The sequence below is a fragment of the Altererythrobacter sp. Root672 genome (genome assembly GCF_001427865.1).
Taxonomy (GTDB): domain Bacteria; phylum Pseudomonadota; class Alphaproteobacteria; order Sphingomonadales; family Sphingomonadaceae; genus Croceibacterium_A.
The window spans coordinates 2,289,234-2,307,577 of sequence record NZ_LMHH01000001.1; the positions used below are offsets into that span (position 1 = coordinate 2,289,234).

The following is an 18,344-nucleotide window of genomic DNA, read 5'->3' on the forward strand; positions in this document are numbered from 1 at the left end:
GGCACCTACTCGGCAGGGGTCGAAAGGGGATCGTGGCTGCTGGAGCGCCAGCCGTCGCGCAGCCGGGCGATACGCTCGCCCAGGCTGCGGCTGACCACGTAGAAGGTCGGGGTGAAGACGAGGCCGAAGCCGGTCACGCCGAGCATGCCGAAGCACACCGCCGTGCCAAGCGCCTGGCGCAGTTCCGCCCCCGCCCCGGTCGCGATCACCAGCGGCACCGAGCCGAGGATGAAGGCGAAGCTGGTCATCAGGATCGGCCGCAACCGGGTCTTGGCGGCCTGGACCGCGGCCTGCGCCGGGGTCAGACCATCCTGCTCCTCACCCTGGCGGGCGAACTCGACGATCAGGATCGCGTTCTTCGCTGCCAAGGCAATCAGCACCACCAGGCCGATCTGCGTGAGCACGTTGTTGTCCATGCCCATCAGGTTGACCCCGATCATCGCCGCGAGCAGGCACATCGGCACGATCAGGATGATCGCCAACGGCATGACCAGGCTTTCGTATTGCGCCGCGAGGACGAGGAACACGAGCAGCACGGCTAGCGCGAACACGAGCGTGGCGGTGTCTCCGGCGAACTTCTGCTGATAGGCGATGCCGGTCCACTCGATGTTGTAGCCAGCGGGCAACGTGGCCTCGGCAACCTTCTCCATCGTCGTCAGCGACTGCCCCGTCGAGAACCCTGGCGCCGTGTCGCCGTCGATCGCGACCGCCGGGGCGAGGTTGTAGCGAGTGACGCGGTACGGCCCGGTAGTGTCGCTTAGCGTCGCGACCGAGCCGATCGGCACCATCGCCCCGTTGTCCGAACGCGTCTGCAGGTTGGCGACGTCCGAGGGACTGTCGCGGAACGGTGCGTCAGCCTGCGCGGTCACCCGATAGGTGCGGCCAAGCAGGTTGAAGTCGTTGATGAACGCCGACCCGAGGTAGACTTGCAGCGTCTCGAACACGCGCGCTGGCGGCACACCGAGGATCTGCGCCTTGTCACGGTCGATATCGGCGTGGACCCGCGGAGTGCCGGTGTCGAAGAAGGTATAGACACCCGCGAGGCCCTGCTGCTGGTTCGCCTGGGCGATCACCGCGTTGGCGGCGTCTTGCATCGCACGGTAGCCTTGGCCGTTCTTGTCCTCGAGCATCATGCGGAAACCGCCTGCCGAACCGATCCCGCGGATGACCGGCGGCTTGACGATCATCAGCCGCGCCTCGGTGATGTCGGCAGTGGCCTTCTGCGCCTTGGCGATCAGCGCATCGATGGTCTGGTCCTTGCCGGCGCGATCCTCGAAGTCATCGAGCACCCAATAGGCCGCAGCCGAACTTGCCGACTGCGTTTCAGAGGTGCCGTCGAAGCCCGAGAGCATGACCGTGCCCTTGATCCCGTCGATCGGCAGCATGCGAGCGGCGACCTTCTTCATCACCGCATCGGTGCGCGATGTGGCCGAGCCCGGCGGCAGCTGGATCACGGTCAGGAAGTAGCCCTGGTCCTGCTGCGGGACGAACCCGGTCGGTGTCATCCACAGCGCCGCACCCGTCAGCGCGATCAGTCCGGCGTAAGCCATCATCACGCGCCGGGGCATGGCGACGAGCTGCGCGGTCCAGCGAGCGTAGGACTCGCTGAAGCGATCGAACCAGCGGTTGAACGCCCCGCCTGCGCGGTCGGCCAGTTGGCGCCAGTAGGCCCCGTCCGGCGCGGGCTCATGCTTGCGCAAGAGCAGCGCGGACAGCGCCGGCGAGAGCGTGAGCGACACGATCAGCGAGATCACCGTGGCCGACGAGATCGTCACCGCGAACTGCTGGTAGAACGCGCCCGACATGCCGCCGATGAACAGTGTCGGCACGAACACCGCGCAGAGCACCAGCACGATGGCGATCAGCGCGGCGCCGACTTCGTCCATCGAAGTACGCGCGGCCTCGAGCGGGTTCATACCACTCTCGAGATTGCGCTCGACGTTCTCGACCACCACGATCGCGTCGTCGACCACGATGCCGATCGCCAGCACCAAGCCGAACAGTGAGAGGTTGTTGAGCGAGTAACCGAGCATCGCCAGCACCGCGAACGTACCGATCAGCGAAACCGGGATCGCCAGCACCGGGATCAGCGAGGCGCGCCACTTCTGCAGGAACACCACGATCACCAACACGACCAGCACGATGGCTTCGATCAGCGTGTGGATCACGGCATCGACCGATTGCTGGATGAATTCGGTCGGGTTGTAGACGATCCGGTATTCGAGGCCGGCGGGGAAGTCAGCGGAGAGTTCCTCCATGGCCGCCTGGACCTGTTCGGACGCGGCCAAGGCGTTGGAACCCGGCTCTTGCAGCACGGGGATGATCACGGAATCGCGATCGTCGAGATAAGCCGAAGTACCGTAGTCGTCGGCGCCGAGTTCGACGCGCGCGACATCGCCGACGCGCACCTGGCGGCCTTCGGCGTCGGTGCGGATCACCACGTTCTCGAACTGCTGCGGGTCGGTGAAGCGGCCCTGCGTCTCGACGTTAAGCTGGAAGGCGCTGCCAGGACTCGGCGGCTGGCCGAGCGTACCTGCGGCGACCTGCACGTTCTGCGCCCGCAGCGCTGAGACGATCTCTCCAGCCGTCAGGTTAAGTGCAGCAGCGCGGCCGGGATCGATCCACACGCGCATGGCGAGTTCGCGGCTACCGAACAGCCGCACGTCGCCTACGCCCTCGATCCGGGCGAGGCGGTCCTTGATACGGGTCTGGGCGTAGTTGGAAATATACTCGCGGTTGAGCGACCCGTCGGGCGAGATGAGGTTCACCACCAGCAGGAAGTCGGGCGTGGTCTTCTTGGTGACGATGCCGAGGCGCCGCACTTCGTCGGGCAGACGCGGCTCGGCGATCGCGACCCGGTTCTGCACCAGCACTTGCGCCTCGTCGAGGTCGGTGCCCTGCTCGAAGGTGACGGTGATCGTCACCCGTCCGTCGCCGGTCGACTGGCTGGAGAGGTAGAGCATGCCGTCCACCCCGTTGATTTCCTGCTCGATCGGATTGGCGACAGTATCCGCCACCGTCTCGGCCGAGGCGCCGGGGTAAGCGGCAGTGACCGTCACCGTCGGCGGCACGACTTCCGGATACTGCGACACGGGCAGGAAGAAGTACGAGATCGCGCCGATAAGCGTGATGATCACGGCAATGACCGCGGCGAAGATCGGCCGGTCGATGAAGAAGCGGGACAGGCGCATTTCGGGCTCCAATTGGAAGCGAGGTCGGACGTGACGGGCTTTGGAGAGGTGTGCTTAGTTGGCGACCGTCGCCGCGCCAGGAGGCGCCTCGGCGGTCGCGACGGCAGGCGCTTTCGGCTTGGGCGGAGCGATCCGGTCGAGGCGCGCGGTCACCTTGGCACCCGGCATCGCCATCTGCGTGCCTTCGATCACCACCCGGTCGCTAGGCTCGAGACCACCGCGAACAACGCGCAGGCCTCCGTCGATCACCGGACCGAGCTCGACTTCCTTGGCGGAAACCGTGCCGTCGCGGGAGACAACCAGCAGCAGTTTGCGGGTCTGGTCGGTCTGCACCGCGGTGTCGGGGACGAGCAGCGCCTTCTCGGTGCCCCCAGTCGCCAGCCGCATGTTGCCGAACATGCCAGGGGTGAGGAAGTTGTCGGGATTGCGGACCACGGCGCGGGCGCGGATCGTGCCGGAGTTAGGATTCAGGCCGTTGTCGGTGAAGTCGAGCTCGCCGTTCCACTTGTAGTCGGCTTCGTCCTGCAGGCGGATCTGCACGTCGGCGCCGCGTTGCAGTCCATCGCGCTTCGACTTGAGGAACGAACCTTCCGAACCGTCGAAAGCGAAGTAGAGCGGATCGGTGGCAACGATCGTGGTCAGCAGAGTAGCTGCCGGGCCATCACCGGCTGCAACCAGGTTACCCGGGTCTACGCGACGGTCCGACACGCGCCCGCTGATCGGCGCACGAACGGTAGTGAACTCAACGTCGAGGCTCCGCGAGCGCACTCGCGCCTGCGCCGCGGCAAGCGAAGCGTTGGCTGCGGTCACCCGCGCCCGCAGCGCATCGATCTCGCCCTTGGCCACGGCATCGTCCTCGACCAGGCGCAGCCCGCGGTCGAGATTGCTGCGGGCGAGCAGAAGGTCGCTCCGTGCGGTTGCCACGCCCGCCTGGGCTTCGGCCAGTGCCGCCTGGTAGGGCCGCGGATCGATTGTGAACAGCGGCTGCCCCTGGCGGACGAACTGCCCGTCCTGGAAGTGCACCGCGGTGATCTGGCCCGAGACGCGCGGACGCAGCTCAACGCTGCGGCTCGCCTCGAAGCGGCCGATGTGTTCGTCCCACTGGGTGATCTCACGCTGCAGCGGCGTGGCTACGGTCACGACCGGCAGCGGCGGCGCAGCCGCGGGCACGGCGGTGGCGCGCAGCAGATACCAGGCGAGCCCCACCACGGCGGCAATCAGCACGATCCAGCCGGCGCGGCCGATCCGCCCGCGACGGGTCGGGATCTCATCCTCCTGGAGCGCTCTCAGTTTGTCCATTTCGATCGGGGTCAGGTCGTTCATCGGGCGGTCCTCAGAAGGCGCACACCACCGCTCCGGAAAGCGCGGGCTTTTTCCGAAAAGTGATGCGAACAGACAGGCAAGTTTCATCGAGGAAGCCCCGCGAGAGTCGTAGTCGACCCGCGCAGTTCTGCCTCGCAGCGTTCTGTACCGATAAGTATGTAATCTGACGTTCAGGTCAAGCGATATTTCTATACCGCTCGATATTTTTTTCGCAATGCAGCAAAAATCGGGGCGTCAGCGCCCCGGCCAAACCGCCAGCGTCGCGTCCGCAACTTGCTGTAGTTGCTCGCGGCTAGCCCCTGCACCCGCCTGCACGGAGATGCCCTGCAGCACCGCAGTCAGGTATTGCGTCATCGCCTCGGCTTCGACCGGAAGCGTGAAATCGCCTTCGTCGATCGCCCGCTGCATCCGATCCACCATCGCGCCGCGCGAGGACTGGGCCCGCGAGCGTACGTCCTGCTGGATCGGTGAGTCTTTGCCCCCACAACTGACCGAAGCGATCACGCCCAGGCAACCGGGGCAGTCGCTGGTGATGTTCTGGATCGTCCCCTCGAGCAACCGCTGCGCCACTCCGCGCCCGCTCGGGGCCTCCAGCGCGTTCCTGACATAAGCCAGCTTCTCGCTCTCGTAGAGATCGAGCGCGCGCTTGAAGAGTTCTTCCTTGTTGCCGAAAGCCGCGTAGAGGCTCGGCCGGGTGATGCCCATCGCCTCGGTGAGGTCGGTCATCGAGGCGGCGTCGTAGCCCTTCTCCCAGAACACGCGCAGCGCGGCAGCCAATGCCTCTTCGACATCGAACTCGCGCGGGCGTCCTCTTGCAGCGGCGGTCATTTCCATATCACTCGGTATATAATCTATTTTGGCCGTTAGCCAAGCCCGACGCTGAGGATGCGCATTTGTTGCCGGAAAACCGGGACTTGGCGGAGATTTTTCCAAGCGCTGCTTGTCCTCTGACAACGCATGGGTTCGGTCGGTGTTCTCGATCCTACCAAGTAAAGCGCATGCCGACATTGGCGTCTCGGCTGCTGTAATGCTCGCCGCCAAGGTTGGTCCCCCAGCCGACCCGAAAGTGCAAGCTAAGCGTCGGCGTCACAAGCACGCCGAGCCCTCCGCCCAACTCGAGGACCGACGCCTGGCTATCGGAGATCAGCGACCGGGTGTTGAAGGTGATCCGGTCTTTCTGGGAGAAGTTGTGCCACACGTCGGCCGAAAGGAAGGGCTGCAGGACCGAGCCTTCATGCACGACTTCACCTTCGAAGCGCATGCCCACTCGGGCCGCAAGCGCCTCAAAGGCGTCGAACTCGATCCGCGAAAAATCGTCGTCCGACGGACTGAACTTGACGCGCTGCCAGACAAGTTGGGCTTGGGGCTCCAGCGTCCAGTTGCCGAAGACGGCAATCGGATAGGCGCCCTCCAGCGACGCCGCCATGCTGGTTCCATCGAACCGCGCCTCGATCCCGCGGAACGATTGGCCGCTGGCGTCGAGCCAACTGTAGAGGCCCACGAAATCGAGATACCAGCCGCTCTGCCCTGCATAAGTGAGGGTTGCGCCGACACCGTCGCTGTTGGTCTCCAGGGTTCCGGATCGCTGCCGTAGCCGGGCAAGGACATTGCCTTTCACGTCACCTGAGGACTCTGCGTGGCTGAAGAACAGGCCGGCACGGATCTGGCTGCCATCGTCACGTAGATCGGCAAAGACGTCGACACCGGCCTGAAGCAGCCAAAGATCGCCATCGAATTCGGGCGAAAGCTGGAAATCGGTGCCCTCGACCACCTGGTCGCCGGTCTGCCGGAAATCCGTCTGGTGGTAGCGGCCCCAGACGCTCGACACCAAACCATCGCCAGCCAGATAGGATTGATCGCCCTGACGGTCATGGAACCTGCCCAGTTCGGCCAGGGCCACGTGGTGAGCGGCCGCCGGTAAGGCCGTGATGTTCGGCACTTCAGGACGAATGATCGGTGTTGGTCCCGGCGTCTGAATCGGCGGTGGAGTCGGCGTTGGGGTTGGGGTCGGCGTCGGCGTCGGCGTTGGTGTCGGTGGCGGGGTGGGCGTCGGTGTCGGAGTGGGCGTCGGCGGCGGAGTTGGTGTGGGCGTCGGTGTGGGTGTTGGCGTTGGTGTCGGCGTCGGCGTCGGCGTCGGCGTCGGTGTCGGTGTCGGCGTTGGCGTTGGTGTCGGCGTCGGTGTTGGCGTGGGCGTCGGTGTCGGCGTCGGCGTCGGCGTTGGCGTCGGCGTGGGCGTTGGCGTCGGCGTTGGTGTCGGTGTTGGTGTTGGTGTTGGTGTGGGCGTCGGTGTCGGTGTCGGCGTCGGTGTCGGTGTCGGCGTTGGCGTTGGTGTCGGCGTTGGCGTGGGCGTCGGTGTCGGTGTCGGCGTTGGCGTTGGCGTTGGCGTTGGCGTGGGCGTCGGTGTTGGCGTCGGTGTTGGCGTGGGCGTTGGCGTCGGGGTTGGCGTTGGCGTCGGGACAGTAGGTCCCATTTCGGCGGAGCGCAGGAACCAACTTTGCTCTGAGCCAGGCAAAACGCCGCCCCGGAACAGCAAGTACTCGAACATCCCCGCGGCTACCGGTCGGCCCAGCGCGAAAGCTGTTGTCGTGGTCGTGGCCCCGGCCGCAGCCACCCCTATCTGTGCTGTCGTGGTGGCCCCGCCCACGGCTTCGACCACGAGGATGCCGTCCAGAATGGTCAATTCCCCAGGACCGTTTAGATTGGTGATGAGAAGGGCTGTCTGGCCATAACCCTGCGCGCCACTGCCATCGATCACCAGGCGATCCGACGGCGAGTTGTCGTCGCCAAGCACGGTCTGCAGGGCGATGGACCCTGCCTGGCCATAGTAGTTGCCCTTCACCACGAACCGGTCGGTCGCGATGTCGCCGCCGTTGGTGAGATCGATCAGGCCGAGGTTCTCGACCAGAACCAGCCTGCCGGAGAGGGCGGGCGCAACGGTATGAGTTCCGTTGCCGGCAAAGACCGTACTCGTCGCGTCGATGTAGAGCCTTCCGGCCCCAGTGCCGCTGTCGCCCATGGTGAGCGTGGCATAGTTGGCGAAAGTCAGTTCCGACTGATTGGTGAGGACGAAATCCTCCCAGTTGACGTACCGGGCGACATCGTCGGCCTGGGTATCGTTCCAAATCAGCTGATCGGTTCCCAGCCCGCCATCGATACGCAGGCCGGTTTTCAGATTGGCCGTGGTGAGCGTGGAGAAGAGGGCATAGTCGCCCCCCGTTCCCATATCGAGCCCGCCAATGGTGCCCGCCGACCACAAGAAGCCGTCGTCGCCATCCTGCGCCTGGACCGTCTGGCTGATCAGGCCGCCCGAAACCGTCCCGAAGTCATTATCGGCACCGAACAGGACTTGCCCGTTGATCGTCCCTCCGGCTTGCTGGAAGAAATCCTCACCGGCCGCGAGGTCGATCGTTCCGCTGATGATGCCACCGTTACCGTCCGCTCGATTGACCAGCGTGTCATCGCCCTCGCGCAGGAAGATGGCGTTGTTGATCGTGCCCGCATTGTCGACGAAGTCCTCCGAGCTGCCCAGGCTGTTGATGTCGCCGCTGATGATCGCCCCGACCTGGTTGACCACGTAAGACGACCCGTCGCCCGAGATCGTCAGCCCGTTGTTGATCGTACTTTCGTTGATGACCGAGTTCTGGCCGTCACCCGTCAGGCTGAAGGTATTGTTGATCTGCCCGCCCGTACGATTGATGACGAAGTTCTCGATCATCCCGGTGAGAACGAGCCCGTTGTTGAAGAACCCGCCGTTGTCGATGAAGTTGTCGGCTCCGACGATGTCGACCGGGCCGGAGATGCCCTTGCCGGCCAGCAGGATGACCGCGTTTTCGCCGTTGCCGTCGATGTCGATGCCGGAATTGAAGTTGCCCCGCTGGATGATCACAAGCAACTCGTCCCCAGTGGCGCGGAACGTGCCATTGAGCGTGCCGTAGTTGTCGAGAACCTTTGCGTTGCCGGCAATCCCGGAGAACGTGACGGCGGTGCCGGTGTTCGACTGGATCGTCCCGTAATTCGTCACGTAGCTTGAGGAATCGCCAAGATCGTTCAAGCCGTTGCCACCCACCGTGGCGCCGCTTTGCACGGTCACGTTCGCCGACACGTCGGTGATCGTCAGCCCGTCGTTGTCCGTGTCGGTGCAGATGACGTCGGTGCCCGGCGGAGGATTGTCGGGTTCGCAGGCGGCCATTGCTCGATTGGTCGTCAGACAGAACAGCGCCGACGTGCCGACGGCCCCAAGCAGGACGTGGCGAAGCGAGTGTTCTTCCGATCGGCGCCCGAAAGTCACATCAGCAACTCTCACCCACTACATGTTCACCCTATCGGTGAAGCAGCATTCCCCCATTTCTCTAGAGTGTTCAAAACGTTGCGATCCTTGGGCACTGATCCGATAACGCTAGAGTGCCAGCGTGGTTCCGTCCTGCAACGGGCGGCGCAGCATCCAAATGCGCCGATCAACGGTGAACGGGATGCCCAGGTCCTTGCAGAAATCGTGGATGGTCCAAAGCACGTCAGGGTGAGTGCGAGCGCAGTCGTCGCCGCACAGGATGCCGCCCGGCTTCACTCGCGGGTACCAGTGGACGACGTCCTCGTGAAAACCCGGGTTGTGGTGAATGCCATCAAGGAACACGAGGTCGAGGCTGGCGAACGGCCAATCGGCGAAGTCCCGTGGGCTATGGCCGCGGATCGCGGTGATGTTGGGGCAGTCGCGGACGTAGTGGTCGAAGTTCTCGCGCGTTCCCCAATCACCGCGAGGGCGATCCGTCTTCCCATAGTCGGGGCCCGAGATTGCACCGTCTCCAGACTTGGCCGGCGGCGAGAAGGGATGCTCAACCGGATCCCAGATATCCACGCAAGTCACCGAAACCGAAGGATCGACCGATTTCGCCCAACACCAGCTCGACCGCCCGCAAAAAGGTCCGACTTCCAGCATCGCCCCGCCGGGCGGAATAGAGCGCGCCAACCCTTCGAGGATCTGCAACTCCGGCTCGGGCATCCAGCCGGGAATGTCGAGATTGTAAGGCACAGGCGTCAGTCCGGGTGGCTGGCGTAGAAGTCGTTGGGCCAGTGAAAGTTGGTGTGGGTGAAGGTCACGCTGAAATCGAGCGCCGTCACCTGGTGCCACCAGCCCAGCGGGATGAACAGGGCGTCTCCGGGCTCCAGGATAACCTGGTGGACGTGTACGCCTTCAAGCGCGGGATAGCGCTCTACGATGCCGGGCTCACCCAAGTCGCGGATGCGGCTGTAGACGTGGCGATCGTTGTAAAGTTGCGGAGTAAACTCTGGCGCCACCAGCAGTACTCGCTTTCGCCCGGTGATCTGAAGCAGCAGATTGTTGGTCAGGTCGTGATGCAGCGGCGTGAAGCTGTTCGCGGAACCGATCCAGGGCATGCCATGCACAGCCCCGCCGTCACGCGTGAGCAACTTGTCGAGGAACCCCAGGTCCCGATGCAGCGCCTCCAGCGCGGCGGCGTTAGCAGCCGAGTTGTAGGCTGTTAGGTAGAGGTCGTTGCCGTTGCCGTTGCCGTCCTGCGTGATGCGATCGATGAACTGGTCAAACGGCATCTTCCGGCGATGGTCGGTCATGTTGCGCTCGAAGTCGGGGTCGGCGCTTCGATCCGCCTGTACCTCGATCTCGCGCGGTCCGATCAGGTCTTTCAGGTAGGCTGCCGTCCACCGGCCAAGCGCTGGCCAACCCGCCAGTTCGCTGTCGAGAATGACCGGTTGGTTGGCGGCGTAATGTTGGACCAGGAACTCTTCGGGCGAGATGCCTCGTTTTCGTTCGATCACCCGCGGCGCCAGTGCCCTCAAACGTTTCTGCGACGTCAGTATCCACTCGTACTTGGCGGCCAGGCGATCGCTCTCCGCGTGCCCATTGGCAGGCGGTTCGGGCTGGGCGACCGGACAGGCTGGCTTGGCCGGTGTTTCGCGGTGGAAGGCCGCCACGCCATCGAATTCGGCAAGACGCAGCTTCGACTGGTGATCGTCGATCCCCGGACGACCATCAGACAACATGCCTCGATAATAGAACTTCTGCCACTTGGCGCTTGGGTTGTCCGGTGGGTTTGCGGCCATTTCGACGTGAAAGGCATCGCGTGACCGGCTCCACTCTTCGAACTGGCGCTTGAGTTCAGGCTCCTCGTCAATCGCCACCACGCGGGGCCGGACCGATTCCGCCAGGTGACGCTCCACCGGAAAGAAGAAGCAAAAGGGCTCGTTCTCTTCGAAGCGCACGATGTGATTGGGACGAGTGAAGCGCCAATTCATCGTAAAGCTGTAAGGGGACCAATCGGTCTCGATGATGCCGCCCAGCGGGGCGATGCCATCCTTGGCGTGGTTGGGAGAGCCCCCTACCCAAAGGTTGAAACCCGGCGGTGTCCGCAGGATCCCTTCGACATGAAAGGTGAACGTGCCCTGCCCGAATAAAGCGACCGGCGCCCGATGGGCTGGCGTGCCTGGATCGGGCCTGACTACGACATCGGCTGGTGCGCTACCGCCGTTCCATTCTGCCTCGAAGCCACAGGGGCTGAGAATCTCCCAGCCATGCGCATTCGCGATATTTAGTGGCAGGCAGCGATAAGCGAACCGCTCTGGCGTTTCATCCATCCACTCCCGACGTGGCGACGCAGCCCGGATCCGCGGCTCCCATCCCGGATAGACATAACACCTGAGGTCCATGGTCCCGCAGCAATTCCTTCTGCTGGTCCGTCCCAGCGCAAACATATCAACGCCAAAACGCGATCCGCAAGTACGCTGCCTTCGGGGCGGACCCGGAACGCCAGCCGCGCCGACATACGCTTACCACATCTAAACGTCCGGGTGGCCAAAAATTCCGCTGGAAGTTTCGTGAGTTAGGCCGTGCGGAACGGCCCGGCTGAACGGCAACGCCGTCCTTTTGGTCTGACAGCGCCGTCGCAATCCTTGCGTCCCCCATGAGAGTGGCGGATAAAGTCGGGATCTCACCCCGTGCGATGTCGCCTCTCTAAACAGGGGAAGTCCATGGTTCGCAGAATCGGTTTGCTTCTGTTCTGCGGATTCTCGCTGCTCTCGGGATGCTCTCAAGGCGAAACCGAGCCCTCGCCCATCAACCAGGCGGCCAGCGACATTGTACCTCGGATCGTTACGCAATTGGGCCACCAGATGCCGGTCGATGCCGTCGCCTGGGTCGATCAGGGTCGGCACCTCGTTTCGCTCGCCGAGGATGGTTCGCTGGTTTTCTGGAATGTCGCGACGGGCGCGATCCTCGACCACGCCCAGGTTCCGACGGCGCAGACCCACACGCTGGGGATCGCCGGCCTGTCGTTCCAGGAACTGAAACCCGGGCCCGAACCGCAGACGCTCTCGATCGTCTATTACATCGGTGAAGGGATCAACGGTTCGACCGACAACGTCTGTCCAGAGGAAGCCCGTGGCGAGGGACGCTGGTGCAGCTATTCGCTCGATCTCGCGACACGCGTCGTGCGTCCCGACAAGAGCGTGCCCACCCCCCAGGCCTATTCGCGGGAGCGGCAAGACGACCGCGACCTGAACTTTCCCCTCTCACCGGACGGCAAACTGCGACCCGAGCCCAGTCACGGCGACGGCCAGCGCGGCCTGTTTGACGAGGTGGACGAGAACCTGGTGTTCGAAGATCCGACCTGCATATCGATTGACCGATGCCGCTACGGCGTCAACCTCTTCCCCGCCGGGGGAGAGGCAGGGGCAGAGGGTGAGCCGATCAAGCTCACCGGAAGTCCGCGCAGCTACTTTCTCGACGCTGAGGTGAGCGCCGACGGGCGCCGGCTAGTGCGGGTCGAGGGGTTGAATAACGATCTCCAGGCCCGCGTCGAAACACTGGACTTGGTCAGCGGCGCAGGTGGTCGCGCCTTTCTGCCCGAGCGCGCCTATCACCGCGTCAATTGGCTGGGTGAACAGAACTACGCGTTGTTCAGCGAGGGCTATGACGTGACCAACGACATGCCGGTTGCCCAGGAGGGTTTCCCACCTGCCCTTGTGGTCGATCCAGCCTGTGCCGCGGCCGGGACTTGCCCGGCGATCGACAGCTACTGGCAAATGCAGGCCCTCGATGATGCGGGCGACTTCATTGGTCTCGGCAGTCTCGAGCCTTGCTACCGAGCCCCGCGGATCGGCCCCATCTGCCCTTCGGTAAATGGGTTCGACGATAGCGGCAACGAGTCGTGGAATCCGGTCGCGGGCGGCGTGTCGATCCACACCCCCGGAGCGCCTGGCTGGCGCCTGATGGATCAGCCCGATTGGCAGGGGCAGACGATCACCGCGATCGAGCTCTCGCCCGACAGGGAGCGGCTCGCGGTCGCGACGCGGGTGTGGGATCGCGGCGACAAACCGGGCGCCCAGCAAGTGCTGCGCTTGTGGATCGTCGATCTCTCCGACGGCGCCCTTGTCGGCAACCCGCGCGAACTGCTCAAGATCGTCAACCCGGTCACCGACGTGAAGGCCGGGGGCGGTTCGGGCTTTACCGAGCGCGAGACGATCCGGAATCCCTCGTTCACGCCCGATGGCAAGCGCGTGATCTTCACCCAATCGCCCACCCACCTCGCCTTTCTCTCGGATCTCTACATCGTCGATGCCGTCGGCAATGCGGCGGTCCGTAAGGTCTCCGGCTTCTCCCGGCGTGCCGTCGCCGCGGGCAACGGGCGAGTGTTCGGCCTCGATACGCAAGCGCTGCTCGACATCGAGACCGGCAAGCCCGTCGCCAGCGATATCGGCCAGACGCCGCTGGTGAGAGCGGGCTGGATCGAGCGCAGCCAGCTGTTGTGGGCCGCGACCGACGATGGCGCGATCAACTTCTGGGACGGCAAGAACGGAGCGCTGCAGCTGACGCTCTACATGTTCCCCGACAACCGCTACTTCGCCATCACACCAGGGGGCCGTTACGACACCAACCTCGGACCCGATACCAACCTGATCCGGTGGATGGTGCCCGATGCTCCGTGGCAGAGTCTCGGCCCGCAAACCTTCATGCGCGATTTCTACGAGCCGGGTCTCTACGCCAAGCTGCTCGATTGCCGGGCAGCGAACAATTGCTCCGATGTGTTCAAGCAATTGCCCGCGATCGCCGAGCTCAACCGTGTGATGCCCGAAGTGCGGATCAGCGACGTGAGGGCGGGAGAGGAGCCGAGCGAGGCTATTGTCAGCGTCGATGTCCGCGAGGGCGTTGATCCCTCAGCCGCGAACGGCAAGACCCACTCGGGCGTCTACAACCCGCGCCTGTTCCGCAACGGCCGGGTCGTCGCGATGAACCCCGACGAGCCCGATGCCGTCACCGACACGCTGGAGAAATGGCGCCAGCTCAACAATGTCGGCCAGAGGGTCGGGAGCGACGGGTGGCTTCGCTACGAATTCCATGTCCCGCTACCCACCGGCGCCGGCACCGAGGAGCAGGTGTTCTCCGCCTATGCCTTCAACGAGGACCGCATCAAGAGCGAGACGGCGTCTTACACTTACACCCGGCCGCCCGTAGCACCGCGCCAGCCGAGGGCCTTCGTGGTGGCGATCGGGATCGACGACTACGACACCGACCGGTTCAAGCTCAATTACTCCGTGGCCGATGCCCGGCTGATCGCATCTCGCCTGCACGACATTCCCGGCTACGAGATGCGCCGCCTGGTGCTGGCTGGCGAGAAGACGGCGGACGGGACACGCAAGCGCGTCGACAACACCACGATCATGCGCGTCCTGTCGTTGCTGATGACAGACGATGGCCGGGAGGAAGGTCTGAAAGCGCTCGCTGCAGAAGATGGCGTCGATGCCTCGATGCTGGAGCAGGCGACGCCCGACGATATCGTGATCGTCTCGTTCTCGGGCCATGGCTGGGCCGACAAGCAGGGCAACTTCTACCTGATCCCCACCAACGGCTATTGGCCCGAAGGATCTGAGACACCCAAGCTTGGCAGCGTCTTCGCCACTTCGGACCTGACGATGTATTTCCGGGCGATGGACGCGGGAGACATCACGCTGATCATCGACGCCTGCCACTCCTCGGCCAGTGTCGCCAAGAGCGGCTTCAAGCCGGGACCCATGGGCGACAGCGGCCTCGGCCAGCTCGCCTACGACAAGGGCATCCGCATCCTCGCCGCGACCCAGGCCGACGATGTCGCCATGGAGGACGCCAACTTGAAGCAGGGCTTGCTGACCTACGCGCTGGCGGCCGAAGGGCTCGGCGAAACCGGCGGCCGGGCAGACCTCGACCGGGACGGCCAGATCCGCCTCAACGAATGGCTGCTCTACGCCGTGCAAAGGATGCCCTCGCTGGCGGAGGACAAGCGCGTCGGCCAGATCGGAGCGGCGAGCGGAGGTGCCCGCGCGATCACGTTCAACGATCTGCCCGCCGACGCGCCCAAGCGCCGCGTGCAGCAGCCTTCGCTGTTCGATTTCAACGCGCAGGCCAGCCCCGTCATCCTGCGTAGGGCAAGCCTGTGAGCGGAATGCGACGCCTGGCGGGCCTGGCTTTCGCTGTGCTGCTGGCTGCCTGTTCGTCGTCGGAACCACCGTCCTCTGTGCAGGACGACCGGAACATTCACGCGCTGTTCGTCGGCGTCGACCAGTATCGCTATTCCGACGACGCCGGCTTTGCCGACCTCAAGGGCGCTGTCGGCGATGCCCAGCGCTTCAAGGAGGCGCTAGCCGATCTCTACGGCGTCGATGTCGACACAGCCCAGCCCGGCAAATGCGACAGCTCCAACGACACATCCGTCACCCTGACCGACGACTGCGCGACCCGCGAACGCATTCTGGCCGCGCTCGACGGGCAAATCGCCGCGCTCAAACCGGGCGACACGCTGCTGTTCTACTTCGCGGGCCACGGATCGCAGTATCGCGATGACGAGGCGTTCGATCAGGACTCCGGCTACAACGGCACGATCCTGCCGACCGACGCACGCAATCCCGACGGCTCGCCGGGGGACATTTTCGACGTCGAACTGAAGGAGCGGAAGGACAAGGCGACCGCGGCCGGGATCTACTTCGTGTCGATCTTCGATTCCTGCAATTCGGCCACAGCCACCCGCGATGGTGCCGCCGGCCAATCGCGCAGTGTCCCGCCGTTGACCGGTGCCGCCCTCCCCGCCGCCGACACCCCGGCGCCGACCGGACCGGGCGGTGGCTATTGGGTCCATCTCGCCGCGGCCCAGGACGGCGAGGAAGCTCAGGAGACCGCTAGCGGCGCCGTCGGCGAGCGGGCCGGGGTGTTCACCAACGCCTTGATCGACACGCTACGCATGCCCGGCATGCGCGATGGAACCTTCGGCGACATCATCAAGGAAGTACGCCTGCGCGTCGCCAAGCGCGGCCATATCGCCCAGACGCCATCGGCGGAAGGAGAACTGACGGCAGCCATGGGATCGCGCTCGCGCTCGCCGATGCTGTTCGAGGGCTCGGCGAGCGGCGAGACGGTCACGCTCAATGGCGGTGCGCTCAGCGGGATCACTTCGGGGTCGCGGTTCGCGCTCTATGCCAACCAGGCCGATGCCGTGGCCGGACGCGCTCGGCTGGCGACCGCGACGGTCGTCGGCCTCGATGACGGCGCGGCCGAGCTCAAACTGGATGCGCCAGCAGCCTCCACTCTACCCGACAGCGTGGTGGCCGAGGAGATCGCCCACTTCTTCCCAGCAGACTTGATCGAGGTCAGCAACGGCTTGCCCGCCGGCCCCGAGCGCGATGCGGCCGACGCGGCGCTCGCTGGAATCCAGTTTGTCAGGGCGACCCCGGACGGAGCCACGCATCTCGTGCTCGTCGAGGGTTCCTCTACCCAAGTGGCGCTGCGAGCCGACGACGGCACTCTGCTGACCGACACGCTCGGCGAGGCGACCGACCCCGCCTTTGGCGAACGCCTGGCCGCCGAACTGCAGAAAGTCGCGCGGGTCGCGCAATTGCTCTCGATCCGCACGACCGGTGAGCGCGACGGATCGCGCGCGCAAATGCCGGTCGACGTGTGCATCGACGCCGACGGATACCGCGCGACCTCCTGCCCGCCCCCGCAAGCTGGCGGCGTGCGGCGGATCGGCCTCGACAAGACGATTACCGCCACTGTGATCAATCGCGGGACCAAGCCGATCTATCTTTATCTGCTGGCTATCGACCCGCGCAACGCGGTGGACCTGATCCTCCCCAAGCCGGGCGAGTTCGACCAGATGCTGCAGCCCAACCAGCCTTACCGCCGTTCGCAAATGGCGTTCGACGCGGCCGGACCCTACCGCTTCCTGACCATTGCGACCGACCGGCCGATCCGCGCCGAAGCCTTTCAGCAAAGCGGCAACGGAGCCCGCGATCTAGCCGCATGCGTCTCTCCGCTGGAGCGGCTGCTGTGCTCGAGCAGCCAGGGCGCTCGCGACACGGGGGTCACGGCGGTCGGCGACTGGTCAGCGCAGGTCACTACGGCCCTCGTCACTGAGAAGGGATTCAGCGAATGAACCTTCGGTTTGCCCAAGCGGTGTTGCCCGCGGTCTTGCTCAGTGGCGCGCTGGCCGGTTGCGAGAAGGCGCCCGAACCCGCCGCGCCCAAGGCCGTGGCGAACGCGGACCTGAAGGAGACCTGCGACGCGCGCCGCGCCAAGGCCGAAGGCGGCGGGCGCATCGTTGGCGGAGAGCCCGCCAAGCCCGGCTCGGCGCCGTGGCAAGCCGAGATCCTCTCCTCGCCCAAATATACCGCCGCCGACCGGGCCTATGATGAAAAGCTCGCCGATGGTGACGAATGCAAGATCTACCTCAAGGAGCGGCAGGGCTACGAACTCTCGCACAAGTGCGGCGGGTCCTACATCGGTGACGGCTTCGTGATCACGGCCGCCCATTGCGTCGACAATATCCCGAGTTTCGACGGCAAGCCCGGCAACGTCCTGACCGATCGCAACGTCCGCCTGGGCACCCAGAACCTGTCGGTCAGCGACGGGATCTTCCCGATCGATTCCGTGGTGATCCACCAGGGCTACACCAAACAGACCATGCTCGATGACATCGCCCTCATCAAACTGAAGGACGACAAGCGCCTGGCAGCATTCCAGGATGCCGGGCGGCTCGCTCCGGTCAGCCTGATGCAGCCCACCTCACGCGACTTCGACAAGCTGGAACTACTGCGCGTGACGGGCTGGGGCTGGATGGGGCAGCGAGGCGAGAAGGACACCGTAGGCCGCCTCGACAGCAGCGGCCGCTTGCAACGCAACCCGGCCGACCTGCAGCAAGTCTCGCTCAATTACCTAACCGACGCGCCTTGCAAGGAAGAATACGGCGCCTCCTTCGGCCCTGGCTCGCTTTGTGCGGGCAGCCTGGGGCCGGACGGAAAGGTGATGGCCGGCAAGGACAGCTGCCAGGGCGACAGCGGCGGGCCGCTGACCCGGCAAGAAGATGGCGGCAAGCGCAGCCTCGTCGGCATCGTGTCAGCCGGAAAAGGCTGCGGCGCGGGCAAGCCGGCGCTCTACACGCGCGTGTCGCACTACGCCGACTGGATCGCCGAAGCGAAGCGAGCGGCCAAGCCCGGGCAGGTCGTCAGGCTGCCGGGATCGGCTAGTTAGCTTCTGACTACTGCTCGGTTGGCGCGGACCGTTCGACCGTGCCTGTCTGCTCCTGAGGACCAGTCCGTTCCACTGTTCCGGTCTGCTCTTGCGGGCCGGTTCGTTCCACCGTTCCAGTTTGCTCCTGCGGGCCGGTGCGTTCGACGGTTCCAGTCTGCTCCTGGGGCCCCGTCCGCTCGACTGTGCCGGTCTGTGCCTCGGGCGTTTCGGTCGCCGCCGCGTCGACTGTCTCGTCCTGGTTTTGGCAGGCCGCCAGGCTGCCAGCCAAGCCGAGTACCAGTAGGGATGTCAGGATATGCCTCATGAGG

10 protein-coding genes are annotated in these 18,344 nt (G+C 64.8%); 3 read left to right on the forward strand and 7 right to left on the reverse strand.

Going from position 1 to position 18,344, the window contains the following annotated elements; all coding sequences use genetic code 11:
* Positions 1-5 precede the first annotated feature (5 nt).
* The 6 genes from ASD76_RS10990 to ASD76_RS17965 form a co-directional block, all read right to left on the reverse strand.
* Entirely contained in the window at positions 6-3,191 is a 3,186-nt protein-coding gene (locus ASD76_RS10990; RefSeq protein ID WP_055922520.1) for an efflux RND transporter permease subunit, read from the reverse strand.
* Between the two features lie 54 nt (positions 3,192-3,245).
* A complete protein-coding gene (locus ASD76_RS10995; protein WP_055922523.1) occupies positions 3,246-4,514 on the reverse strand; it encodes an efflux RND transporter periplasmic adaptor subunit in 1,269 nt (422 codons plus the stop codon).
* Positions 4,515-4,748: 234 nt separating this feature from the next.
* Positions 4,749-5,348: a TetR/AcrR family transcriptional regulator gene (locus tag ASD76_RS11000; RefSeq protein ID WP_055922525.1), complete on the reverse strand. Its 600-nt coding sequence runs from the start codon at positions 5,346-5,348 to the stop codon at positions 4,749-4,751.
* Positions 5,349-5,496: 148 nt separating this feature from the next.
* Positions 5,497-8,802 (reverse strand): autotransporter outer membrane beta-barrel domain-containing protein, encoded by a 3,306-nt coding sequence (locus ASD76_RS11005; RefSeq protein WP_055922528.1) that lies wholly within the window; start codon positions 8,800-8,802, stop codon positions 5,497-5,499.
* Positions 8,803-8,910: 108 nt separating this feature from the next.
* A complete protein-coding gene (locus tag ASD76_RS11010) occupies positions 8,911-9,540 on the reverse strand; it encodes a class I SAM-dependent methyltransferase (RefSeq protein ID WP_055922531.1) in 630 nt (209 codons plus the stop codon).
* A 5-nt stretch (positions 9,541-9,545) separates the two neighbouring features.
* Positions 9,546-11,237, reverse strand: a complete 1,692-nt coding sequence (locus ASD76_RS17965) for a DUF6065 family protein (protein WP_321164429.1) — start codon at positions 11,235-11,237, stop codon at positions 9,546-9,548.
* 276 nt (positions 11,238-11,513) lie between these two features.
* Between ASD76_RS17965 and ASD76_RS11020 the strand changes: the two genes are divergently transcribed.
* The 3 genes from ASD76_RS11020 to ASD76_RS11030 are packed head-to-tail and all read left to right on the forward strand — an operon-like array spanning position 11,514 to position 18,036.
* Positions 11,514-14,954, forward strand: coding sequence for a WD40 repeat domain-containing protein (locus ASD76_RS11020; RefSeq protein WP_055922534.1), 3,441 nt, complete (start codon positions 11,514-11,516; stop codon positions 14,952-14,954).
* 5 nt (positions 14,955-14,959) lie between these two features.
* Positions 14,960-16,942, forward strand: coding sequence for a caspase family protein (locus tag ASD76_RS11025; RefSeq protein WP_055922537.1), 1,983 nt, complete (start codon positions 14,960-14,962; stop codon positions 16,940-16,942).
* A complete protein-coding gene (locus ASD76_RS11030) occupies positions 16,939-18,036 on the forward strand; it encodes a serine protease (protein WP_055922540.1) in 1,098 nt (365 codons plus the stop codon). Before ASD76_RS11025 ends, ASD76_RS11030 begins: the two co-directional genes overlap by 4 nt.
* A gap of 7 nt (positions 18,037-18,043) precedes the next feature.
* Here ASD76_RS11030 and ASD76_RS11035 read toward each other — a convergent pair whose 3' ends face one another.
* The gene (locus tag ASD76_RS11035; protein ID WP_055922543.1) at positions 18,044-18,340 is read right to left on the reverse strand and encodes a hypothetical protein; all 297 of its coding nucleotides are present in this window, start codon (positions 18,338-18,340) and stop codon (positions 18,044-18,046) included.
* Between the last annotated feature and the right edge of the window lie 4 nt (positions 18,341-18,344).

Bases quoted from the DNA above. Each gene is read 5' to 3' on its own strand.
- ASD76_RS10990 (WP_055922520.1), bottom strand. From the start codon at position 3,191: ATGCGCCTGTCCCGCTTCTTCATCGACCGGCCGATCTTCGCCGCGGTC.
- ASD76_RS10995 (WP_055922523.1), bottom strand. From the start codon at position 4,514: ATGAACGACCTGACCCCGATCGAAATGGACAAACTGAGAGCGCTCCAG.
- ASD76_RS11000 (WP_055922525.1), bottom strand. From the start codon at position 5,348: ATGGAAATGACCGCCGCTGCAAGAGGACGCCCGCGCGAGTTCGATGTC.
- ASD76_RS17965 (WP_321164429.1), bottom strand. From the start codon at position 11,237: ATGTTTGCGCTGGGACGGACCAGCAGAAGGAATTGCTGCGGGACCATG.
- ASD76_RS11020 (WP_055922534.1), top strand. From the start codon at position 11,514: ATGGTTCGCAGAATCGGTTTGCTTCTGTTCTGCGGATTCTCGCTGCTC.
- ASD76_RS11025 (WP_055922537.1), top strand. From the start codon at position 14,960: ATGCGACGCCTGGCGGGCCTGGCTTTCGCTGTGCTGCTGGCTGCCTGT.
- ASD76_RS11030 (WP_055922540.1), top strand. From the start codon at position 16,939: ATGAACCTTCGGTTTGCCCAAGCGGTGTTGCCCGCGGTCTTGCTCAGT.
- ASD76_RS11035 (WP_055922543.1), bottom strand. From the start codon at position 18,340: ATGAGGCATATCCTGACATCCCTACTGGTACTCGGCTTGGCTGGCAGC.